The 18,261-nt window shown below is 42.3% G+C and carries 24 protein-coding genes; 23 read left to right on the top strand and 1 reads right to left on the bottom strand.

What is annotated here, in order from left to right; translation table 11 throughout:
* Positions 1-22: 22 nt before the first annotated feature.
* The 13 genes from O2Q26_RS10600 to O2Q26_RS10655 all read left to right on the top strand — a co-directional run bounded on the left by O2Q26_RS10600 (position 23) and on the right by O2Q26_RS10655 (position 8,497).
* The gene (locus O2Q26_RS10600) at positions 23-523 is read left to right on the top strand and encodes a hypothetical protein (protein ID WP_289215878.1); all 501 of its coding nucleotides are present in this window, start codon (positions 23-25) and stop codon (positions 521-523) included.
* Positions 524-599: 76 nt separating this feature from the next.
* Positions 600-983 (top strand): endonuclease domain-containing protein, encoded by a 384-nt coding sequence (locus O2Q26_RS10605; RefSeq protein ID WP_289216028.1) that lies wholly within the window; start codon positions 600-602, stop codon positions 981-983.
* A 379-nt stretch (positions 984-1,362) separates the two neighbouring features.
* Positions 1,363-1,938 carry a tyrosine-type recombinase/integrase gene (locus O2Q26_RS10610; RefSeq protein WP_289215879.1) on the top strand — a complete coding sequence of 192 codons (576 nt, stop codon included), beginning with the start codon at positions 1,363-1,365 and terminating at the stop codon, positions 1,936-1,938.
* A 455-nt stretch (positions 1,939-2,393) separates the two neighbouring features.
* Positions 2,394-2,540: a hypothetical protein gene (locus tag O2Q26_RS10615; protein WP_289215880.1), complete on the top strand. Its 147-nt coding sequence runs from the start codon at positions 2,394-2,396 to the stop codon at positions 2,538-2,540.
* Positions 2,541-2,819: 279 nt separating this feature from the next.
* A complete protein-coding gene (locus tag O2Q26_RS10620; protein WP_289215881.1) occupies positions 2,820-3,338 on the top strand; it encodes a hypothetical protein in 519 nt (172 codons plus the stop codon).
* Between the two features lie 163 nt (positions 3,339-3,501).
* Positions 3,502-3,714, top strand: coding sequence for a helix-turn-helix domain-containing protein (locus O2Q26_RS10625; protein ID WP_289215882.1), 213 nt, complete (start codon positions 3,502-3,504; stop codon positions 3,712-3,714).
* Positions 3,715-4,292: 578 nt separating this feature from the next.
* Entirely contained in the window at positions 4,293-5,189 is an 897-nt protein-coding gene (locus O2Q26_RS10630; protein ID WP_289215883.1) for a hypothetical protein, read from the top strand.
* Between the two features lie 14 nt (positions 5,190-5,203).
* Complete coding sequence (locus O2Q26_RS10635; RefSeq protein ID WP_289215884.1) at positions 5,204-5,416, top strand: hypothetical protein; 213 nt, start codon at positions 5,204-5,206, stop codon at positions 5,414-5,416.
* A gap of 556 nt (positions 5,417-5,972) precedes the next feature.
* Positions 5,973-6,392: an HNH endonuclease gene (locus O2Q26_RS10640; RefSeq protein ID WP_289215885.1), complete on the top strand. Its 420-nt coding sequence runs from the start codon at positions 5,973-5,975 to the stop codon at positions 6,390-6,392.
* 125 nt (positions 6,393-6,517) lie between these two features.
* A complete protein-coding gene (locus O2Q26_RS19155) occupies positions 6,518-6,871 on the top strand; it encodes a cysteine-rich VLP protein (RefSeq protein WP_491624959.1) in 354 nt (117 codons plus the stop codon).
* 138 nt (positions 6,872-7,009) lie between these two features.
* Positions 7,010-7,222, top strand: coding sequence for a hypothetical protein (locus tag O2Q26_RS10645; RefSeq protein ID WP_289215886.1), 213 nt, complete (start codon positions 7,010-7,012; stop codon positions 7,220-7,222).
* Between the two features lie 322 nt (positions 7,223-7,544).
* Positions 7,545-7,850: a hypothetical protein gene (locus O2Q26_RS10650; protein WP_289215887.1), complete on the top strand. Its 306-nt coding sequence runs from the start codon at positions 7,545-7,547 to the stop codon at positions 7,848-7,850.
* A gap of 29 nt (positions 7,851-7,879) precedes the next feature.
* Positions 7,880-8,497, top strand: coding sequence for a hypothetical protein (locus O2Q26_RS10655; protein WP_289215888.1), 618 nt, complete (start codon positions 7,880-7,882; stop codon positions 8,495-8,497).
* A 288-nt stretch (positions 8,498-8,785) separates the two neighbouring features.
* Here the strand turns inward: O2Q26_RS10655 and O2Q26_RS10660 are convergent, their stop codons facing one another.
* Positions 8,786-9,418 (bottom strand): hypothetical protein, encoded by a 633-nt coding sequence (locus tag O2Q26_RS10660; RefSeq protein ID WP_289215889.1) that lies wholly within the window; start codon positions 9,416-9,418, stop codon positions 8,786-8,788.
* A gap of 254 nt (positions 9,419-9,672) precedes the next feature.
* On the opposite strand from O2Q26_RS10660, the gene O2Q26_RS10665 reads away from it, so the two are divergent.
* The 10 genes from O2Q26_RS10665 (at position 9,673) to gpmI (ending at position 18,261) form a co-directional block, all read left to right on the top strand.
* Positions 9,673-9,909, top strand: a complete 237-nt coding sequence (locus O2Q26_RS10665) for a hypothetical protein (protein WP_289215890.1) — start codon at positions 9,673-9,675, stop codon at positions 9,907-9,909.
* 156 nt (positions 9,910-10,065) lie between these two features.
* Positions 10,066-10,623 carry a DUF3990 domain-containing protein gene (locus O2Q26_RS10670; RefSeq protein WP_289215891.1) on the top strand — a complete coding sequence of 186 codons (558 nt, stop codon included), beginning with the start codon at positions 10,066-10,068 and terminating at the stop codon, positions 10,621-10,623.
* Entirely contained in the window at positions 10,607-10,867 is a 261-nt protein-coding gene (locus O2Q26_RS10675) for a hypothetical protein (protein WP_289215892.1), read from the top strand. Before O2Q26_RS10670 ends, O2Q26_RS10675 begins: the two co-directional genes overlap by 17 nt.
* Before the next feature lie 565 nt (positions 10,868-11,432).
* A complete protein-coding gene (locus O2Q26_RS10680) occupies positions 11,433-11,660 on the top strand; it encodes a hypothetical protein (protein WP_289215893.1) in 228 nt (75 codons plus the stop codon).
* Positions 11,661-12,115: 455 nt separating this feature from the next.
* Positions 12,116-12,349, top strand: coding sequence for a glutaredoxin family protein (locus O2Q26_RS10685; protein WP_289215894.1), 234 nt, complete (start codon positions 12,116-12,118; stop codon positions 12,347-12,349).
* 153 nt (positions 12,350-12,502) lie between these two features.
* The gene (locus O2Q26_RS10690) at positions 12,503-13,531 is read left to right on the top strand and encodes a sugar-binding transcriptional regulator (RefSeq protein ID WP_289215895.1); all 1,029 of its coding nucleotides are present in this window, start codon (positions 12,503-12,505) and stop codon (positions 13,529-13,531) included.
* A 35-nt stretch (positions 13,532-13,566) separates the two neighbouring features.
* Positions 13,567-14,574 (top strand): type I glyceraldehyde-3-phosphate dehydrogenase, encoded by a 1,008-nt coding sequence (gene gap, locus O2Q26_RS10695; protein WP_289215896.1) that lies wholly within the window; start codon positions 13,567-13,569, stop codon positions 14,572-14,574.
* A 192-nt stretch (positions 14,575-14,766) separates the two neighbouring features.
* On the top strand, positions 14,767-15,948 hold the full coding sequence (locus O2Q26_RS10700; protein ID WP_289215897.1) for a phosphoglycerate kinase: 1,182 nt from the start codon (positions 14,767-14,769) through the stop codon (positions 15,946-15,948).
* Between the two features lie 20 nt (positions 15,949-15,968).
* A complete protein-coding gene (gene tpiA / locus O2Q26_RS10705; protein WP_253935342.1) occupies positions 15,969-16,730 on the top strand; it encodes a triose-phosphate isomerase in 762 nt (253 codons plus the stop codon).
* On the top strand, positions 16,723-18,261 hold the full coding sequence (gene gpmI / locus O2Q26_RS10710) for a 2,3-bisphosphoglycerate-independent phosphoglycerate mutase (RefSeq protein WP_289215898.1): 1,539 nt from the start codon (positions 16,723-16,725) through the stop codon (positions 18,259-18,261). The genes tpiA and gpmI overlap by 8 nt, the downstream gene beginning before the upstream one ends.

The following is an 18,261-nucleotide window of genomic DNA, read 5'->3' on the forward strand; positions in this document are numbered from 1 at the left end:
AAACAGATTAGCAGATTTCGGAATGATTGAACGACTGCCAACTTTGAAGAAGTGGAAGAGATACGGAAAGGGACAAAAGCGATCCGTCAATGTAATTCGTATTCTATCGGGCGAACTGCTACCGCAGGCTGACACCGCAAAGGAAGACCGTGAAGCCAACGAAGACAAGGATAGAGCGACAAAAGTCGACATCGAACCATCTAAGTCTAAGCATATTCAAGAGCACGTACTAGATACGACAGATGCGTTAAAACACGCCATTCCTAATAAACTCTACGAGGTGATGAGTCCGTTCTTTAACGGTGAGGGTTTATATGAGACTATCGGAGCCTTATACCGTGCTAAGGCGACAATAGACCCGACTATCCAAGCGGAGGATCACCCCGAATACGTAGAGGCGTTCTTATCGTGTATCAGACGTTACAAAGAGGGGAAAGTACGGAATCTCCAGAGCTATCTGTACTCGGCATGGAACAAGGTTAGTCGAGGTATCTATTTACGCCGAATGGCAGACGTGTATTAGAGTTAGTTTAAGGCGATAATAGTACAGGTGATTAAATATGGTCGAATTCATTGTATCTGTCACACTCTTTTTGCTGATGATCTTTACAGTATTCTGTCTAAATCGGTTTCAACCCGATCCAGAGCCGATTGAGAAATCCGAATACGGGAAATGTGAGTCTCCGATTGAAAGGCGTTTGTACAACGGCTTAGTTTCGTATGGGCTTCACCCACGCACTCAATATCCCGAGGGCAAATTTCGAATTGATATCGCGTTTCCAGGTCTAAAATTAGCGATTGAATGCGACGGTAAGGCTTTCCATTCATCGGCAGCTCAAAAGGCACACGACCGTAAGAAAGACCGATACCTCCGTAGCAAAGGGTGGAAGGTCATGCGTTTTAGTGGATCGAGGATTCATCGGAGCCTTCCGAGTGTGGTAAAGAAGATTAGCGAAGAGCTAACGAAACGGACGAATGTGTAACGGGTAACGTCCTTTACCGAATTAAAGCATAATCGAGTATATAGAAAGAACTCGGAGAAATCGCCCTTTAACACGGTGGAATAGTAAAGTGGTTAGGTTCCCGATAGTTCACAAATATCGCACTCGTGGGGGTAATTGATTACCTCTATATTACGGGGAATCCGGTTCACCAGGCGACCACCTTCGAAAATACCGAGGGGGCAGCACGTATAACGAGTTTGAATAGTGCGAGTTCAACCGATGCTTTTGAATGTATGCTTTTCTGTATTTCCATACGTTATATTTCTTATAATGTAGGCGTTATTTAATTGACCGTCATATGAATGTATGGTATTATTGCGTTAATTACTTAACCGTACATTCGAAAAGGGGAGTTTTTATGACGTATGAAGGCGGAAAGAAGAACGACATTGTGAACGTGGAACCATTACGTACACCTGCGGAAATTAGGGAGTTTCGAGAAGCGCTGAAACTATCGAAGCAGGCGGATCGGAACTTGTTACTCTTTAATCTCGGAATTAACACGGGGTTGAGAATAGGAGACATCGTTAAGCTACGAATTGAGGACGTTAAAGGCGCCTCTAGCATCGTTGTTTCAGAAGGGAAAACGAAGAAGCCTCGGAGGGTTCATTTAAACGCCATCATGGGCGACATAGCCGATTACCTATCTGATAAGCCTAACGAGGGTTGGCTCTTTCCTAGTCGAAAGGGAGACGGGCATATAACCCCAACGCAAGCCTATCGAGTCTATGCAAAGGCTGCCGATTTATTAGGACGGAAGGATATCGGAACCCACACGGGAAGGAAGACGTTTGGATATCATTACTACCAACGTACAAAGGACGTCGCTACTTTAATGGAGATATTCAACCATTCGGATCAGGCGACGACGAAACGGTACATAGGGATACGAGAGGACGAGATAGCGGATACCTTGAAGGACTTCCGTTTATAGCGAACAGTAGGGCTGGCGGTAACACGTCAGCTCATTTTCGTGCATTTAACCCCCCGGGGGCGTAATTTTCGCATGCGTGCTGCCGGGTCTACGAAAGTTTCCGACAAAATTTTAAATACGTCGAAGTGTCGAACGGTTTGATCTTCGAGGAATTGACGTTCAACTATGACGGTACTGACAACGGAGTCCTTATGGACTTCGTTATTTTTTTGCGCCAAAATGTCCCACGCAGAGCTGATTAATTGGTACGTAAAAGTAGAGGACCAAAAATGAATGTCCCATGTGAAGAATGTTTTGGGCTATTAGTAAGTAAGGAGTAAATTTCGGAAATGTGCAACACGAAACGATGCTCCTGTGGTATTAGAAAGTAGGAAGAAATTATCACAAAAATGGTCCACGAAACGACGCTTTTGGGCTATTAGTAAGTAGGCGGTAAATTAACGGAGGGATTACGAATGGAAAACGTAAAGCTAGGTCAACAGGTATTAGTCGGAGGGAAATACGAAAAGGTGGAAATTATACCGTCGGAAGTGGACGAAATGAAGCGAGTTGTAAAAGGCGAGATAGGGGCGAAACTATACAAACGAATGGGAGATCCGTAGTTAAGTAGAGGGATAGAAAGAAGAAAATCAATCGGAGGTGATTTGTAAATGGACAAGTACAAGTGCATTTTGAGTTTACGCGTAGCAAGGGGTTTAATTGCAAAGGATTATAGGTTAGTTGATATTCAACCGTCACATAAACGTCTGGGAAAGTTAGTGTTTGTGTTTGAGAACAGCGAGCAACTGGAGAAGGATCTATCAGAATATAGAATCGGGAGCCGATAACCGGTTTTAATACAGTTTCACACATCCAATTAAACTACCAAAGGGGAATGCAGAATGAGTTACATTAAAGAAGTGCAAAGGTTAATTGATGATGGGCTAAACGAAGAAGCGTCGGTTCAACTGTTCCAGGTGCTAACGAATAGGTTCACGTTTGAAATGCACCGTCCAGAAACGGAAGACTTTCGAAAGGGAATTCTCGAATGCAGAAAAGACCAACGCAAGCATTTCCGAGAGATAATTGACGGAGAATGTCGCAAGTACCCTTTTCCGATTCAATTAAACTGGAGAAACGTAAAGTTCGAGCCTAAGCGTGTGAAGAGGTGCGGTATATGCGGAGGTTATTTCTACGACGTCTCTCGGAATGGAAATAAAATCACCTGCTTTAACAACGGAATATGCGAGCACGAGCACGAGATTCGAAGAAAGCGGAAGGGAACTTTAATGGAGCCGGCTTATAAGCGGAGAGTAGACGAAATACCTATCGACTTTTCACCGGCGGAAGACGACGCTCTAGGGAACGCTATTCTCACCGAAACCGAAATGACAGCGTGGAGAAATCGGGAAACATTCTAAGAAAGTTTCGAAAAATCCTAAGAAACTATGTAAACGAGTGGGAGATCCACAGTTAAGTAGAGGGGTAGAAAGCCTTTACTTATGCATAGTCTGAGTAAGGTTTTTTTATTGTGGAGAAAAGTACCAACTTGATTAGAATGATGCACAAAAGGAGGGGTGAAGGATGAACGGAGAGCTTTTCCGAACGGTCAGAAAAGTGAACGGACTCACGCAGCACGAAATGGCGAAGCGTTTGCGCGTGAGTCGCTCGTTAGTATCGAAAATAGAAGTCGATTCGAGACGAGTTAAGCCGTACATAGTTACGAGGCTATACATCGAGTTTGGCGAAGGGAATATCGCGCAAATCAAACGAGTGATAAGCGATCAAGCGAAATAAGGCAACGTATCAACGGAGGAACGGAATAACGATAAGACAACGGATATAAGCGGAACAACGGCACAACGAGATAAACGATACAACGGATAAAAGAGAAGGTTGTTTACACAACCGAAACAAGTATAAAACTTGTTTCAAACGGAATAACCAATACATAACTCGTACAAACGTTCTGCCCGTCCAGTCGGGAAAGTTATAACGAGTAACCGAATTAAGCGCCGGGGACGATTGGAGCGACTACAATCCTTTTATCGGGAGGCACTTCACCGTGTGAATTAGAGCCGATAGGCGTCCATTGCGCGAGGGTTGGGGTGTACCCGAGCGGGAGCGAAGCTCCTGCACTTGCACTTAAATACGTAAACCGTAATGAACCAGTATATAAGAGAAGAAGGAATTTCCCGAGAAACCGAATGAAAAACGGAGAAAAACCCAGTTAAACGTTGATATAGAAAGGTTTTAGGTGAAAAAGCGGGGTTGTAGAAGAGTGCAAAAAAGGTCATGTATTTAGGGCGAAACGCGCAAAAAAGGTCATGTATTTTATAGGATACCCGGCAAAAACAAGAGGAAGGAAGTTGTTAATGGATGAACACAACAGGAATTTAAGGAATCAAATAGACGATTTGCAGCAAGTAACGGACATCCCGGAAGGCTCGTTAATCCCGATAGGCGGAGGCTACTCGGTAGACGAGAATGGCGAAATGTTCTACTCGGAGTCGGAGAGGTCGCGAGAGGTAAAGCGAAGGCACGCTTACAAGCAACGAGATCAGCGACATTTTACATTTACGCGAATGGCGGAGATTCTCGAAATCACTTACGGCTTATCGAATAAGAATTGTGGTTACTTGCTCATGCTTCAACCGTATGTCCAGTATAAAACGAACATAATCGCTATGAATGGAAGGGAGCCCAAACCAATGAGTAAAAAGCAAATTGCAGAAGTATTCGGAGTACAAACAAGAACAGCGAAAAGCGCGTTGGACAAGCTAGTCGACTTCGGAGCGTTAGAAATCAACGAGGACGGCGATTATAAAATGAATGAACGGTTCCATTTCCGTAGCAAGGTTAAAGGGGACGCGGATCAGCTAGTCAAAACGTTTCATACAACATTGAAGCAGTTAAAGTTAAAACCGGCAGAACTGGGCGCGGTATACAAATTGCTTCCGTACGTCCACTACGAAACCAATCTCGTTTGTAAGAACCCTTTCGAGGACAATCCGAATAAGGTCGAGTTCTACAACAAAAAGGACATATCGAAACTGTTCGGTATATCACCCCGCAAGGCATCCGATTTATTCGCGAAACTTACTCGAGCAGGCGTTATCGTAGAGATTAAACGCAAAGCACCGATGATGTCGGAAGCTTCGGGTGATGGCAGAGAAACGGTTATAGCGATTAATCCGAGCATCGTAACAAGGCTTCGAGGGGAGCACGATCATAAGACGTTATTACAACTATTCAATACATCGGAATTTTAAGGAGGTGCTTCCGTATGAACAAGCGAGTTTATATATCGTCGCCTCGAGTCACTCAAGCACTTCTAATCGACCAGAAAATAAATCGCAGGGCGACCGGGTTGGTTACTTGGATCGGCGGGGACGAACCAGAAACCGAGGTAGAGCGTTTGTTAAAGGAACTATGCGAGCAAAGCGATATTCAGGCAACCAAAAACGGTTGGCTTTTTTATCACGCTTATAACAATTAAAAAATCGCAAACTCACGCCATTATTAATCTTAGAATATCAAACGTTGGGATAAAACGCAAGCTCCGTTGGTACGGCAATAGGAAGCCGGAGGGGCGAAGAGTCACGCATACATAACGATGAAGAGGGGGAAGACGATTGACGAAACTAGAGCAGCTATTGAAGTATCTCGAAAGACTAACGGAGCTAAAGAAGGCGGATGGACAATGCAACGCCGAAATCAATAGGGTTTTACAACGAATTGACGATGAGCTAACGAAACCATAACTAAACGAAGAGGATGAGTGACGATGAAGAAGACGAAATTTGACGAAGCAATCGAGAATAGCAAGGGAATAAGTACGAACATAGAGAAGCTAATCGCACGTATTGACGAGATCGGACAAACGGGCGGTGCTTCGCATGAATAGAGCAACCGAGTTAAAACGCTGTTCAAAGTGCAAGCAGCCGAAGCCAATCGACGCGTTTTATAGAGAGAACCGTTCGCAATGTAAAGAATGCGAAAGGGAGCAGAAGAAGCACTTCCGCGGGAGAATTAAAGGCAAAGCGTCCCAAGCGTTGCAAGACTCGAGAAAAGCTCGGAGGAAAGCGGAAGAGTTAACGGGGGAACCGATTACGGACGAGCTAACGCTTATCCAGGTTGTTTGGACGCTCTCAAGTGCGGAATGTTCCTATTGCGGAAAAGAAATCCCCGAGAGCGAGCGAAGCCTCGATCACATTACTCCGATGAAGCACGGCGGTAGCAACACATTCGATAATATCACCTGCGCTTGTAAATGCTGCAACGCCTCAAAAAACGACCTGCCGGCTATTCTCTTCTTACTTCAATCCGCGGAAAGCAGAGAAGCACGAAAGTTGATTGACGGAGTTTCCCTACGAGGGCACAAGTCCTTTCACGAAGCCTTTATCGAATTGGCCGATTCAGCGAAGTTCTACTTCGACAAACGAGCGGAGCAGGCGTTGAGAGCGAATGAGTAACCCGATATACAGCGACAACAGGAAAATGCTCCGAAAGTTACTCGATGACGGAAGGTACGAAGCTACAGCGGAAGTTTATAGAGAGGGAATATTAATCGCAGCATTGTTTCAGCGAGTCGAGCGAGGTGATTCGTTTGTTAACCGATGATATAAAACGGAAGGTAAAGACAGATTGCGCGACTTATGCGGGGTGTGGTCGCTGCCTACTCGATAGAGCTTGCCCGTTTTTCGAGGACACGGAGGGCGCCCGATGCCCGTACTTCGAAAAATACGTTCTCCCGTCCGACGATCAATTAGAGGTTCGTTACTGGCAATCGTTCGGCGTTTCGTATTGGGGCGATAGCTCGAAGCTATGTAAGAGATGCGAAAACCTCTTTGCTCCTGGCGATCAAACTAAGCGTCAGTATTGCGATAATTGCCGGGTTGAACAGCAACGCGATAAGGATCGGAAGAGGAAACGAGAACAGCGGAAGAAGTAAGGGGTTGTATGTCACGGATAGTAAGGCGAAATAGCCCGTTTAAAGCGTCTAAGAGAACCGTACAGACGTTCTATGAATTGCAGGTGTATTTACCTTCAAACCCCCTATGTCACGTATTTTGAGGGAGGGAAGACGGCAATGACAAACGAACTACAAAACGTGAGAGTCATGCAGAAGCCCGAGAGGGGACGATATGAGAACGAAGAGGTTCATGGAAAGTCCTCCGATATAATCGTCGTTTATAACCTATTCGATCAGACATGGCAAACATTGAAGGAGCACGACCTCGATCGATACTTTGCGGACGAAACGGATTTTAATAGACGTAAGGCAAGGGAGGAGCAGACTTAGCAAGCGCAGGAAAAGGGGAATCGAAATTCGGCGAGGTTAAGGCGTTTGTGGAGGATGCAGCCGATTGGAAGACCAACGTATAAGAACGATTATAACGGAGGGCTTAAATTGCCACGTAATACTAGAAAAGAAATTAAGATGCAAGGCGGTTCATTCTACAAAGGAAGCAAATCGAAACCTAATGACTCTATGCCAAAGTGGATAGAAAACTTCAGTAATAATAATGAAGAGTTTAGTTGGTTGCAAAAGGAAAACAAACCTTGGAGACCTCCCCATAAAAGAGTTATAAGATATTCCAAACAAAAGAAGGAGGCGAAAAACTATGTGGCTAGGAAGAGGGAAAATAGAAGAAAGTGTTAGAGAAGTGGACGGACTTGTTTTAGTGAATATCAAAATTGAACGAAAAGACCGTCAGACGAGAATAGTAAGTATCAGAATTAAAGCCCGTCCCGAAGGTAACAAAGTTTTCGATGCGGAATACGAAACAAGTCAATCGGAAGTTTATGCCTATTATGGAGCCAAAGAGCATGTCAACAAGTTTTTGCAGGATAACGATTATGTCATTGACGTTGAAACAACCAACGCAACGTTACCAACCGTCAGAACTACAAATAAACGAAGCAGATAGAAAACTAATAAAAAAGGGTGGAATTTTAAATGAATATCAAACAAACATTCGCAAAGCAGGTAGAACAAGAAACGAAGCAATTTAGAAAAGACGTTGAAAAAATGGAGAAAAGCGACAACCCCTACTATACAGATGATGTCGTTGCTTACGAAACGGATCAAAGAAGACAGGAACTTGAAAGCCGAGTCAGCGAGATTAATTCTCAATTCGAAAAGGAAATCGATGCGCAAATCGAGCAACAAGAACGAGTAGCAGCGAGATCAACTTTTCGCCCGACAACGGCAGATAAGCAACTAGTCGATGAATACATCCAAGAGCTAATCGCTGATGCGACATTTGCCTATACGGACTCGGATAGACTCGAAGCACTCGATAAGTTTGAAGAGAAAATCGGTCACTTCGAAGAAGGGGGACTGTACGAGGTTAAAAAACGTCTCCCGGAGGTTGCCCGCAGCTTGCAAGGTAACGAGTTTATGCAGAAGAAACTTCGAGGAATACACCGAACGTTTAGCGAGTTACAGACACCTGAGAAAGAATTGTTAGACGATTTGAAAGATGCGAAGTCAACCGGAGTAGATATGACCTTTAGGCGCTTAAAAATGACGCACAAAGCGTACAACGCACAGCAAAAAGCTCGTAAAGGTTAAGTCGGAAGGCCCGGTCGGAGGGGTTTTTATCGAAGAACAGCGCTCCGAACCAACTACTCGAAGGAGTGAGCGATATTACGCATACAATAACGATAACGTGTACTCCACGGAAGAATTTATCGAGCTACGAGAAGCCGTTGAGCGACAGGGCGGGAGAATCGTCGAGCCGACGTTTTTAAGGAATGGACAAGGGATAAGCGTAAGAATCTCGTTTGCAGATTACTAATAGAATCGAATAAATGAACGCATGAACGACCGTCCTCGAAAATGGGGCGGTCGTTTTTGTCGTTATGAGTTCGATATTAATCGATTGATTTGGTAATTGTACAGTTGATATTTAGAAGGAAGTTTATCGAGGTAATCTTGTAAGTCGGCGGAATCATCGAATTGTATTTCTTTCTCTTTTTCCAAGCTGTTTTTTATCTTTCCTAACAGTTGTTCGTGAAGGTCGTAATCTATTTCAATGTAAATTTGCCCGGCGTAAACGTAGTTGTCGACCGCAATATGATAATGTTTAAGTTCATAATAAACATCACCTTCCAATTCGTTAAACTTCCCGTCCAATAGTTTTACTTCATAGCTATTATTTTCTAATTCATTTTCAAGCGTTTGTAATTCGTAATTTAAGATTTTTATTTCCTTTTTTAATTCAAAGATTAATTCATCCGCATAGACTTTCAGTTCCTTCTTTATTTCTTCCATCTCATTCTCTCGGAAACTCGTTTCGAGTTCGCTTTTTATTCGTTTGATTTCGTTTTTACGAAGACTGAACGACGTTATAAAATTCGCAGTTAAAAAGATCGATATGATACCGCCCATAATTCCGAGCGCCCAGAAAAGCGTTTCCCTATACGTCTTATTTTGTTCAGTCAATGCGTTTATTAAATCGCCATTATCGACCGCAGTCGTAAAGATATACATATTATTCCTTCAATCCCTCCGTTAACTAGTGTATAGCCATGATGAACACGCCATCTTTATTATCGATTAACATACGGTTGAGTTCGTTCCTATCAAATTCGATAAAAGGAGGCTAACTACTTGTGAGCCATAATAATCAATTCGACAAATGGAGGGAATTTCCTGTAACCCCCTTAATTTTTTATACGAAAAAGAAGGGGAATAACAGAAAGTGTCGAATATAAACCACGTCACATATAAAAGGAGACGATAATATGAACGATTACCGCAAGCAAATTTTCCTCGAGTTCGCCGGAGCATCACGCTATGAAATCATTTCCACGTTAAAACTACCCGATGGCGACCGTTTTATCGACGTATCAGACCTTCAAAGCAAAGAACCTCCGACAACCTACGTCCAATCGAAGATTCCCGCGATCCCCAACGATGAAGTCCGCAGCTTCCTCTTACGCCAACTAAAGCTAATACAATCCGGTGTGTATGACGATTAATTGAAAGTTACGTAAAAGCGAAAGAGTAATTTGCTATTAGCGTAAGGAAACGATTATGTTCTCTTAACATATCTGTGAAATGGAATTATTTGTGTCTGAATAATGCTATAATATACCAATATGGAGAGGGAAGTGTACATATGGGGAGAGGGTCTTTTGATTAAATTGGATTCGTTTAAACGGTGCTTTCACGGAACTACTGACTTTAATGCACGAAATATTCTAAGAGGAATAGACATAAGTAAAGGTAGGTATTCTACGGATTTTGGTAAGGGATTTTACTTAACTAGTAGTTACGATCAGGCATTAGATTGGGCGAACAAGATGCGAAGAGGTTCTATTGCAATAAAACCTAAACCTGCTTTGGTAGTAATTGAATTGAATATTGATTATTTAAACGAAATCATGTTGGATTCTCAAGGTGAGGTCTTTACTCATCCAAATGAAGAATGGGCAAGGTTTGTTTATAATTGCCGCCAGAAGGGTTATAATAATAGTATGATACACGATTATGACTTTGTTGCTGGACCTTTGGCAGACGGATTAATTGATAAAGAAATGTTTAAGTTAAACAAAGGGAAAATTACTAATTCACAATTTATAGAAAATATAAAACCTAGAGGAAGAATGAAGGATCAAATTTCTTTTCATAAAACCCGAGTCTTGGAATGTATAATTACTAAGGAGGTAATTGAGTATGAGTACTCAGTATAACTTAGATGAGTTAGACAGAGAGTATTTAGACGGGGTTATGAAGCTTATTTCAGTCCAATTCGAGAATAATGAATTGAGCATTGATGAATACAACGAGATATTTAACTATCTAATTGAAATATTAGAGGAAGATCCTAAATACTTTTACCATTATGATAAAAGGTATTGGGCAGATGTTGCATCCAGAAAGATTTTAAATATTCCCGCAGGAACTTTCGATCATGTTAAGAATCCTTCACATTAGTTACGGGAGGATTCTTTTTTATGAGAATCTCTAAGGAATCGATCTATGTACGAATTACTTTCGTTTCAACGTGGGTTCGTCCCTTCGTCGATTAGTCGGCTTTCTCTTGTATTTTCGAATCCCTTCCTTTATAATCGATTTAATTCCGAAATGCCATGCCCGTTTAATCTAACGGTCTACGTCATAACGGAAAATTTCTCGCAATCGTTTCGTTGAGATAACGGATAGGAGCGAGGGGTTAACGGATACATATTTTCGTAAGATTTCCGAATAGATTCCGGTTCTACGTCAGTCGGAGGTTCGAATCCTCTCGGGCGCGCTAATTTAACAAGAGGTCCTGATCGTTTTTACGATCAGGATTTTTTTGTTAATATACCATACAAGGTATATCAAAATAATAAAGCAATCTATAAAAAGATTAAAAAAACATGTGAAGTACAATATTACACGGAGGTTGGAGCCATAATGTTTATTATAATGATGTAGTTTTGTTTGAGGTTACTTTATGTTATAATTAATGGAGTAGTCGAAACTGCTGTTCGCTTTTACACGAAAAGGAGATTTTATGACAGATATTCTTCGATACAAAATTATGTCTACTGAAAAAATTGCAGATGATCGTAGAATACATGTGTTCGATATGCTTAATCAACGAAATTTATCGTTCAATTATGAATCGATAAAACGCTCTCCCCAGAGAAAAGGCGGAGAAGAAGAACTTTCTGAGTTTCTTGACACAAAAAAATACAAAATTGATCATGGTTACTATGATAAAAAGGGACGCGTTTCTTAACGCGTCCCTTTTTATATTTTCATAAATGCTATGTTAAACGTCGTTGTTGATTGTTCATAAAAAGTTATTCAACAATATGGTAGGATTGGGATGAATTGATTTCTAGTAACCGGTATTCGTTGCCAGACTGAGAGTCAGGGGGGGGGACCAGGAGATACTGCCAGCTATTCAAGACGGTCAAGCTGAACTGTATGCCGCGGAAAGCGAGCGATTACCCTGAGCTCTATACGCTGTCAATCATAACGGAAACAGCTTGAACACCTCAAAACGGAGTCTTCTACTTAAGCAGTTTATATAAATGTCAACACTTACAAGAGCCTTCATAAAAGTAAAAATTAAATGCTTACGTTTTATTTTCGAGAGCAAATCACACCGATCGAAAATATGAAGGAACAATAAACCCTTAGTTATATTCATGCATGTATAAATAAAAGAAAACCAGGGAGTGGTACTCTATGAATAAAATTATAATTTACAGGAAAGATAACTGTGGGTTATGTGAAGAGGTGGAAGTGCTGGTTGAGCTTTTGAATATGAATTACGAGATCGAGTTTGAGAAAGTCGACATAATGGGTAATATACTATTAGAGCGAAAATACCTTTTGGAAATCCCTGTCCTAGTAGTTAATGGGTATGAACTGGATTACCGCAGCATTCATTTGGATTCCATAAGAGAGCGTTTACATTAAGTTCTGATGAATTTATAACTTGCGCCCGCTATTTCACACTGTTAATATAGTAGATGAAAAGGATAATTTTTTGCTCCTAGTGGGACAAATTATGACTACCCGGGACAATTCCATCCCGGCAAATGTATTTTGTAATATTAAAGGAGCTATTCCATGAGAGCTTTAATCGATCTTCAAAAAAAATTATTCCCTGATGTACTGGACATCATGCAGCGCCGTTATCAATTATTACACTATATCCAATTGATGCAGCCTGTCGGCAGAAGGACTTTATCTGACAATATCGAGCTCGCTGAGCGCACCGTCCGCAGCGAAGTGGACTATCTGAATAAGATGGGTGCTGTTGAGATTACCTCAAGAGGTATGCATTTAACCTACGAGGGTCATAACATTTTAGAACAGTTAGCCGATTTCATTAAAGATGTTACAGGCATTAAGGTTTTAGAAGAGCGATTAAAGGATACATTAAAATTAGACCATGTCATCGTTGTCCCAGGGGACAGCGACGAGCTAGATTGGGTCAAGCATGAAATGGGAAAAGCCTGCATGGAATATTTGCAAAAACATTTGAAGCCCCATAATACAGTGGCGATTACGGGGGGGACAACAATGGCAGCTGTAGCTGACATGATGACCCCTCTAAAAGATGCAGAGAAATGTATGTTTGTCCCTGCACGCGGCGGCTTAGGCGAGCGCGTGGAGAACCAGGCGAATACAATTTGTGCTGAAATGGCCAAGAAAGCCAGGGGTGATTACCGACTGCTTTATGTGCCGGATCCGCTAAGTGAAAGTTCCTATCATACCATCATAGAGGAGCCTTCTATCAAAGAGATTTTGAATATGATCCGGAATGCGAACATCGTTATCCATGGTGTAGGCGATGCAATGACGATGGCTGAGCGCAGAAAGACATCGAGTGATCAGCTTAAAATTATTAAGCAGAAAAAGGCTGTTGGCGAAGCGTTCGGCTACTATTTCAATCAGCAAGGTGAAATCGTCCATAAAGTGAGGACGGTAGGATTGCAGCTTGAAGACTTGAAATATTCCGATGAAGTTATCGCTGTAGCTGGCGGTCACACGAAGGCACAAGCGATTGCCTCTTATTTTCAGCCAGGTCAAAGTAATGTTTTGATCACTGATGAAGGGGCAGCACAAGAGTTATTAAGGGATTCGTCCCTTTAAATAAATATTGTTTATAATTCAAGGAGGAATTTTGAATGACTGTAAAAGTTGGTATTAACGGTTTTGGACGTATTGGACGTAACGTATTCCGTGCTTCCCTTAAAAATGATGAGGTAGAAGTAGTTGCAGTTAACGATTTAACTGATGCTAACATGCTTGCACACTTACTGCAGTATGACACTGTTCACGGAAAGCTTGATGAAGAAGTAACTGTAAATGGTGACAATCTTGTAATCGGCGGTAAGGAAATCAAAGTACTTTCCGAAAAAGACCCTGCACAACTTGGCTGGGGAGATCTTGGCGTAGAAGTTGTTATTGAATCTACTGGCCGTTTCACACAAGGTGAAGATGCTAGAAAACACATCGAAGCAGGCGCTAAGAAAGTTGTTATCTCCGCTCCAGCTAAAGGTGAAGACTTCACTGTAGTTATGGGCGTTAACGAAAGTGATTACAACAAAGATGAGCATGATGTTATCTCTAACGCTTCATGTACAACAAACTGCCTGGCACCATACGCTAAAGTTCTTAACGACAAGTTCGGTCTTAAGCGTGGAATGATGACTACAGTTCACTCTTACACGAACGACCAGCAAATCCTTGACCTTCCGCACAAAGACTACCGTCGTGCACGTGCGGCAGCTGAAAACATCATTCCAACAACAACTGGCGCTGCACAAGCAGTTGCTAAAGTTCTTCCTCAACTTGAAGGAAAACTTACTGGTATGGCTATGCGTGTACCAACTAAGAACGTATCTCTAGTTGACTTTGTTGTGGAACTTGACCAAGACGTTACAGCTGAAGAAGTAAACGAAGTTCTTAAAGCTGAAGCTGAAGGTAACCTTAAGGGTATCCTTGGTTACAGCGATGAGCCGCTAGTTTCTTCTGACTACAACGGTAACACTCAATCTTCAGTTATCGATGGTCTTTCTACACTTACACTGGATAACAATATGGTTAAAGTCGTATCTTGGTATGACAACGAATTCGGTTACTCTAACCGTTGTGTAGACCTTGCTGCTTTCCTTAAGAAACAAGGCCTATAATATCCATTTAATTTTAGGGTCATAATAAGATAGAGTATAATGGAAAGGAGGGGGTCTCATGTCCTCCTCCTTTACCCATGTCTTAAGAGATTTTCCTTGTTCATATGGTTTCTACGTCATCTAAATGTGGAAGGTACATAGTGGGCAGGGGTGAGATGTAATCCTGACTAAAATGAAGGAGGTTGTCGAATCATGAATAAGAAAACAATTCGTGATGTTGAGGTACAAGGAAAAACCGTATTTTGCCGCGTTGATTTCAACGTGCCAATGAGCGGAGAAGAGGTAACAGATGATACGAGAATAAAAGCTGCACTACCAACCATCAAACATTTGACTGGGAACGGTGCGAAGGTTATTCTTTCTAGCCACCTCGGACGACCTAAAGGTGAAGTTGTCAACGAATTGCGCCTTGACCCAATAGCTGAACGCTTAAGTAATCTTCTTGAGCAGACAGTTACGAAGACGGACGAAGTACATGGCCCGGAAGTGAATAAAGCTATTTCTGAAATGGAAAATGGCGATATTCTCCTCATCGAAAATGTACGTTTCCACCCTGGAGAAGAAAAGAATGATCCGGAACTAGCTAAAGCATTTGCTGATATGGCAGATCTTTATGTAAATGATGCCTTTGGTGCAGCTCATAGAGCTCATGCATCTACAGCTGGTATTGCTGAGCATATTCCAGCAGTCGCTGGTTTTCTAATGGAAAAAGAACTTGACGTTCTTGGGAAAGCTTTAACTGAACCGGAACGCCCGTTCACGGCTATTGTCGGCGGTGCTAAAGTTAAAGACAAGATCGGTGTCATTGATAATCTTCTTGATAAAGTGGATCATCTTATTATTGGCGGCGGCCTGGCTTATACTTTCGTTAAAGCTCAAGGACACGAAATTGGAAAGTCACTGCTTGAGGAAGATAAAATTGACCTCGCCAAGGAATATATGAAAAAAGCAGAAGAAAAAGGCGTGGATTTCGTCATGCCTGTAGATGTCATTGTAGCTGATGACTTCTCTGATTCTGCAAATACGCAGGAAGTTTCAATAGATAGTATTCCTGCTGATTGGGAAGCACTGGATATTGGACCGAAAACTCGTGAAAAGTATGCTCAAATCATAAAAGATTCCAAGCTTGTAATTTGGAATGGTCCTATGGGAGTCTTCGAATTAGAAACATTCGCTAATGGTACAAAAGATGTAGCTAGAGCTCTGGCTGATACAAAAGGTTATACAGTCATCGGAGGCGGCGATTCTGCGGCAGCTGTTGAGAAATTCGGATTTGCCGATGATATGGATCACGTTTCAACAGGCGGCGGTGCATCTCTGGAATTCATGGAAGGTAAAGAACTTCCAGGCGTGAGTTTACTAAACGATAAATAATTTGGAGAGGTGATGTTACAATGCGAAAACAAGTAATTGCAGGTAACTGGAAAATGAACAAAGTTCATACAGAAGCAGAAGATTTCATCCAGACGACGAAGAACGAAGTACCATCTTCGGATCAAGTAGAATCTGTAGTTTGTGCACCTTTTCCTTTCTTACAGAAGTTAGTAGAAGAGACAAAGGGGACTTCTCTTAAAATCGGTGCACAGAATATGCACTTTGAAGAGAGCGGAGCTTTCACAGGTGAAGTAAGCCCGGTCATGCTGAAAGAGCTTGGGGTCTCCTATGTTGTACTGGGACACTCAGAACGTCGTGAGATTTTCAAAGAAACAGACGAAGAAGTAAACAAAAAAGTTCATGCTGCATTTAAACATGGGTTGACTCCTATTGTTTGTGTCGGTGAATCTTTAGAACAGCGTGAAGCGGACAAAACAATGGATCACGTGGAAGCGCAAGTTAAGAACGCACTTGAAGGCTTAAATGATGAGCAGGCTGCTCAGGTCATTATCGCTTATGAGCCTATTTGGGCGATTGGTACAGGACGCACAGCTACTTCTGAGCAAGCTAATGAAGTATGTACGCACATTCGTCGTGTCATTATCGACTTTTACGGTTCTGAAGTTGCTGAAGCAGTTCGTATCCAGTACGGCGGCAGTGTGAAACCTGCTAATGCTGACGAACTTCTGTCTCAATCCGATATCGATGGCGCACTTGTAGGCGGAGCAAGCTTAGAAGCAGATTCTTTCCTTAAACTCGTGGAGGCAGGTAAGCATGAGTAAAAAAGATTTGGCAGCTTTGATTATCCTGGATGGCTATGCGATCCGGGAAGAAGAAAAAGGAAACGCCGTTAAACAAGCGAATACTCCTAATTTTGATAAGTACTGGAACCAGTTTCCTCATTCTCAGCTGCAGGCTTGTGGAGAAGCAGTTGGACTGCCGGAAGGCCAAATGGGTAATTCCGAAGTAGGCCACTTGAATATTGGAGCTGGACGTGTAGTTTATCAGAGCTTAACACGAATTAACTTATCAATCCGTGAGAAAGAATTCATGGAAAATGAAGAGTTAGTGAATGCTGTGCAGCACGCTAAAGACAACGACAAAGCTTTTCATATCTTTGGGCTTTTATCTGACGGAGGCATTCACAGTCATATCGAGCATATGTACGCCCTGCTTCAATTAGCAGCGGACCATGGCCTTGAAAAAGTCTATGTGCATGCTTTCCTTGACGGACGGGATGTCGGTCAGCAATCAGCCAAACAATATATCCAGCAGGCTCAAGATAAGATGGATGAGATTGGGGTCGGTCAATTTGCAACAATTGGCGGCCGTTACTACGCTATGGATAGGGATAACCGCTGGGAGCGTGTGAAAAAATCGTATGATGCTATCGCTTATGGCAAGGGTCCTACATCTCACGATCCAATCCAATCAGTACAAAACTCTTATGATCAAGAAATCTTCGATGAGTTTGTCGAGCCATTCGTCGTAACTGATGAAAGTGGCAAACCTGTAGGAAACATGGAAGACGAAGATACGATCTTTTTCTATAACTTTAGACCAGATCGAGCCATTCAATTGTCCCGTTCTTTTGCTAACGATGACTTCGAAGACTTTGATCGTGGTGAAGAAGCTCCTAAAAATCTATATTTTGTAGGAATGACTCAATACAGTGATGCGGTTAACGCTAAAGTAGCTTTCCCTCCAAATGACTTAAAAAATACAGTTGGAGAAGTGCTGGCTAACAACGGCATGAAACAATTGCGTATTGCTGAAACTGAAAAGTATCCTCACGTCACTTTCTTCATGAGCGGGGGCCGGGAGCAGGAATTTGATGGGGAAGAGCGCATCCTTATCGATTCTCCTAAAGTTGCCACTTATGATTTGCAGCCAGAAATGAGCGCCTATGAAGTGACTGATGCTTTATTACAAGAACTTGATGCGGATAAGCATAACGCCATTATCCTGAACTTCGCTAACCCGGATATGGTAGGTCACTCAGGGATGCTTGAGCCTACTATCAAAGCAATTGAGACGGTTGACGAATGCTTAGGAAAGATCGTTGATAAGATCCACGAAAAGGGTGGACATGCTATCATTACGGCTGACCATGGTAATTCTGACGAGGTGACGACCCCGGAAGGAAACGCTATGACGGCCCACACAACGAATCCAGTTCCAGTTATTGTAACGAAAGACGGAGTTGAACTTCGTAAAGATGGTGTGCTTGGAGATCTATCTCCGACTCTTTTACAACTACTAGAAGTAGAACAACCAGAAGAAATGACAGGTAATTCATTAATTAAAAAATAG

This window comes from Halobacillus campisalis, from assembly GCF_030345335.1.
In the GTDB taxonomy this organism is placed as follows: Bacteria; Bacillota; Bacilli; order Bacillales; family Halobacillaceae; genus Halobacillus_A; species Halobacillus_A campisalis.

What these genes read in the sequence shown, in the direction of transcription:
- O2Q26_RS10700 (WP_289215897.1), top strand. Translation starts at nt 14,767, where the DNA reads ATGAATAAGAAAACAATTCGTGATGTTGAGGTACAAGGAAAAACCGTA.
- O2Q26_RS10615 (WP_289215880.1), top strand. Translation starts at nt 2,394, where the DNA reads ATGGAAAACGTAAAGCTAGGTCAACAGGTATTAGTCGGAGGGAAATAC.
- O2Q26_RS10680 (WP_289215893.1), top strand. Translation starts at nt 11,433, where the DNA reads ATGACAGATATTCTTCGATACAAAATTATGTCTACTGAAAAAATTGCA.
- gap (WP_289215896.1), top strand. Translation starts at nt 13,567, where the DNA reads ATGACTGTAAAAGTTGGTATTAACGGTTTTGGACGTATTGGACGTAAC.
- O2Q26_RS10610 (WP_289215879.1), top strand. Translation starts at nt 1,363, where the DNA reads ATGACGTATGAAGGCGGAAAGAAGAACGACATTGTGAACGTGGAACCA.
- O2Q26_RS10620 (WP_289215881.1), top strand. Translation starts at nt 2,820, where the DNA reads ATGAGTTACATTAAAGAAGTGCAAAGGTTAATTGATGATGGGCTAAAC.
- O2Q26_RS10635 (WP_289215884.1), top strand. Translation starts at nt 5,204, where the DNA reads ATGAACAAGCGAGTTTATATATCGTCGCCTCGAGTCACTCAAGCACTT.
- gpmI (WP_289215898.1), top strand. Translation starts at nt 16,723, where the DNA reads ATGAGTAAAAAAGATTTGGCAGCTTTGATTATCCTGGATGGCTATGCG.
- O2Q26_RS10625 (WP_289215882.1), top strand. Translation starts at nt 3,502, where the DNA reads ATGAACGGAGAGCTTTTCCGAACGGTCAGAAAAGTGAACGGACTCACG.
- O2Q26_RS10630 (WP_289215883.1), top strand. Translation starts at nt 4,293, where the DNA reads ATGGATGAACACAACAGGAATTTAAGGAATCAAATAGACGATTTGCAG.
- O2Q26_RS10655 (WP_289215888.1), top strand. Translation starts at nt 7,880, where the DNA reads ATGAATATCAAACAAACATTCGCAAAGCAGGTAGAACAAGAAACGAAG.
- O2Q26_RS10600 (WP_289215878.1), top strand. Translation starts at nt 23, where the DNA reads ATGATTGAACGACTGCCAACTTTGAAGAAGTGGAAGAGATACGGAAAG.
- O2Q26_RS10650 (WP_289215887.1), top strand. Translation starts at nt 7,545, where the DNA reads ATGTGGCTAGGAAGAGGGAAAATAGAAGAAAGTGTTAGAGAAGTGGAC.
- O2Q26_RS10685 (WP_289215894.1), top strand. Translation starts at nt 12,116, where the DNA reads ATGAATAAAATTATAATTTACAGGAAAGATAACTGTGGGTTATGTGAA.
- O2Q26_RS10665 (WP_289215890.1), top strand. Translation starts at nt 9,673, where the DNA reads ATGAACGATTACCGCAAGCAAATTTTCCTCGAGTTCGCCGGAGCATCA.
- O2Q26_RS10660 (WP_289215889.1), bottom strand. Translation starts at nt 9,418, where the DNA reads ATGTATATCTTTACGACTGCGGTCGATAATGGCGATTTAATAAACGCA.
- O2Q26_RS10645 (WP_289215886.1), top strand. Translation starts at nt 7,010, where the DNA reads ATGACAAACGAACTACAAAACGTGAGAGTCATGCAGAAGCCCGAGAGG.
- O2Q26_RS10690 (WP_289215895.1), top strand. Translation starts at nt 12,503, where the DNA reads ATGAGAGCTTTAATCGATCTTCAAAAAAAATTATTCCCTGATGTACTG.
- O2Q26_RS10675 (WP_289215892.1), top strand. Translation starts at nt 10,607, where the DNA reads ATGAGTACTCAGTATAACTTAGATGAGTTAGACAGAGAGTATTTAGAC.
- tpiA (WP_253935342.1), top strand. Translation starts at nt 15,969, where the DNA reads ATGCGAAAACAAGTAATTGCAGGTAACTGGAAAATGAACAAAGTTCAT.
- O2Q26_RS10605 (WP_289216028.1), top strand. Translation starts at nt 600, where the DNA reads ATGATCTTTACAGTATTCTGTCTAAATCGGTTTCAACCCGATCCAGAG.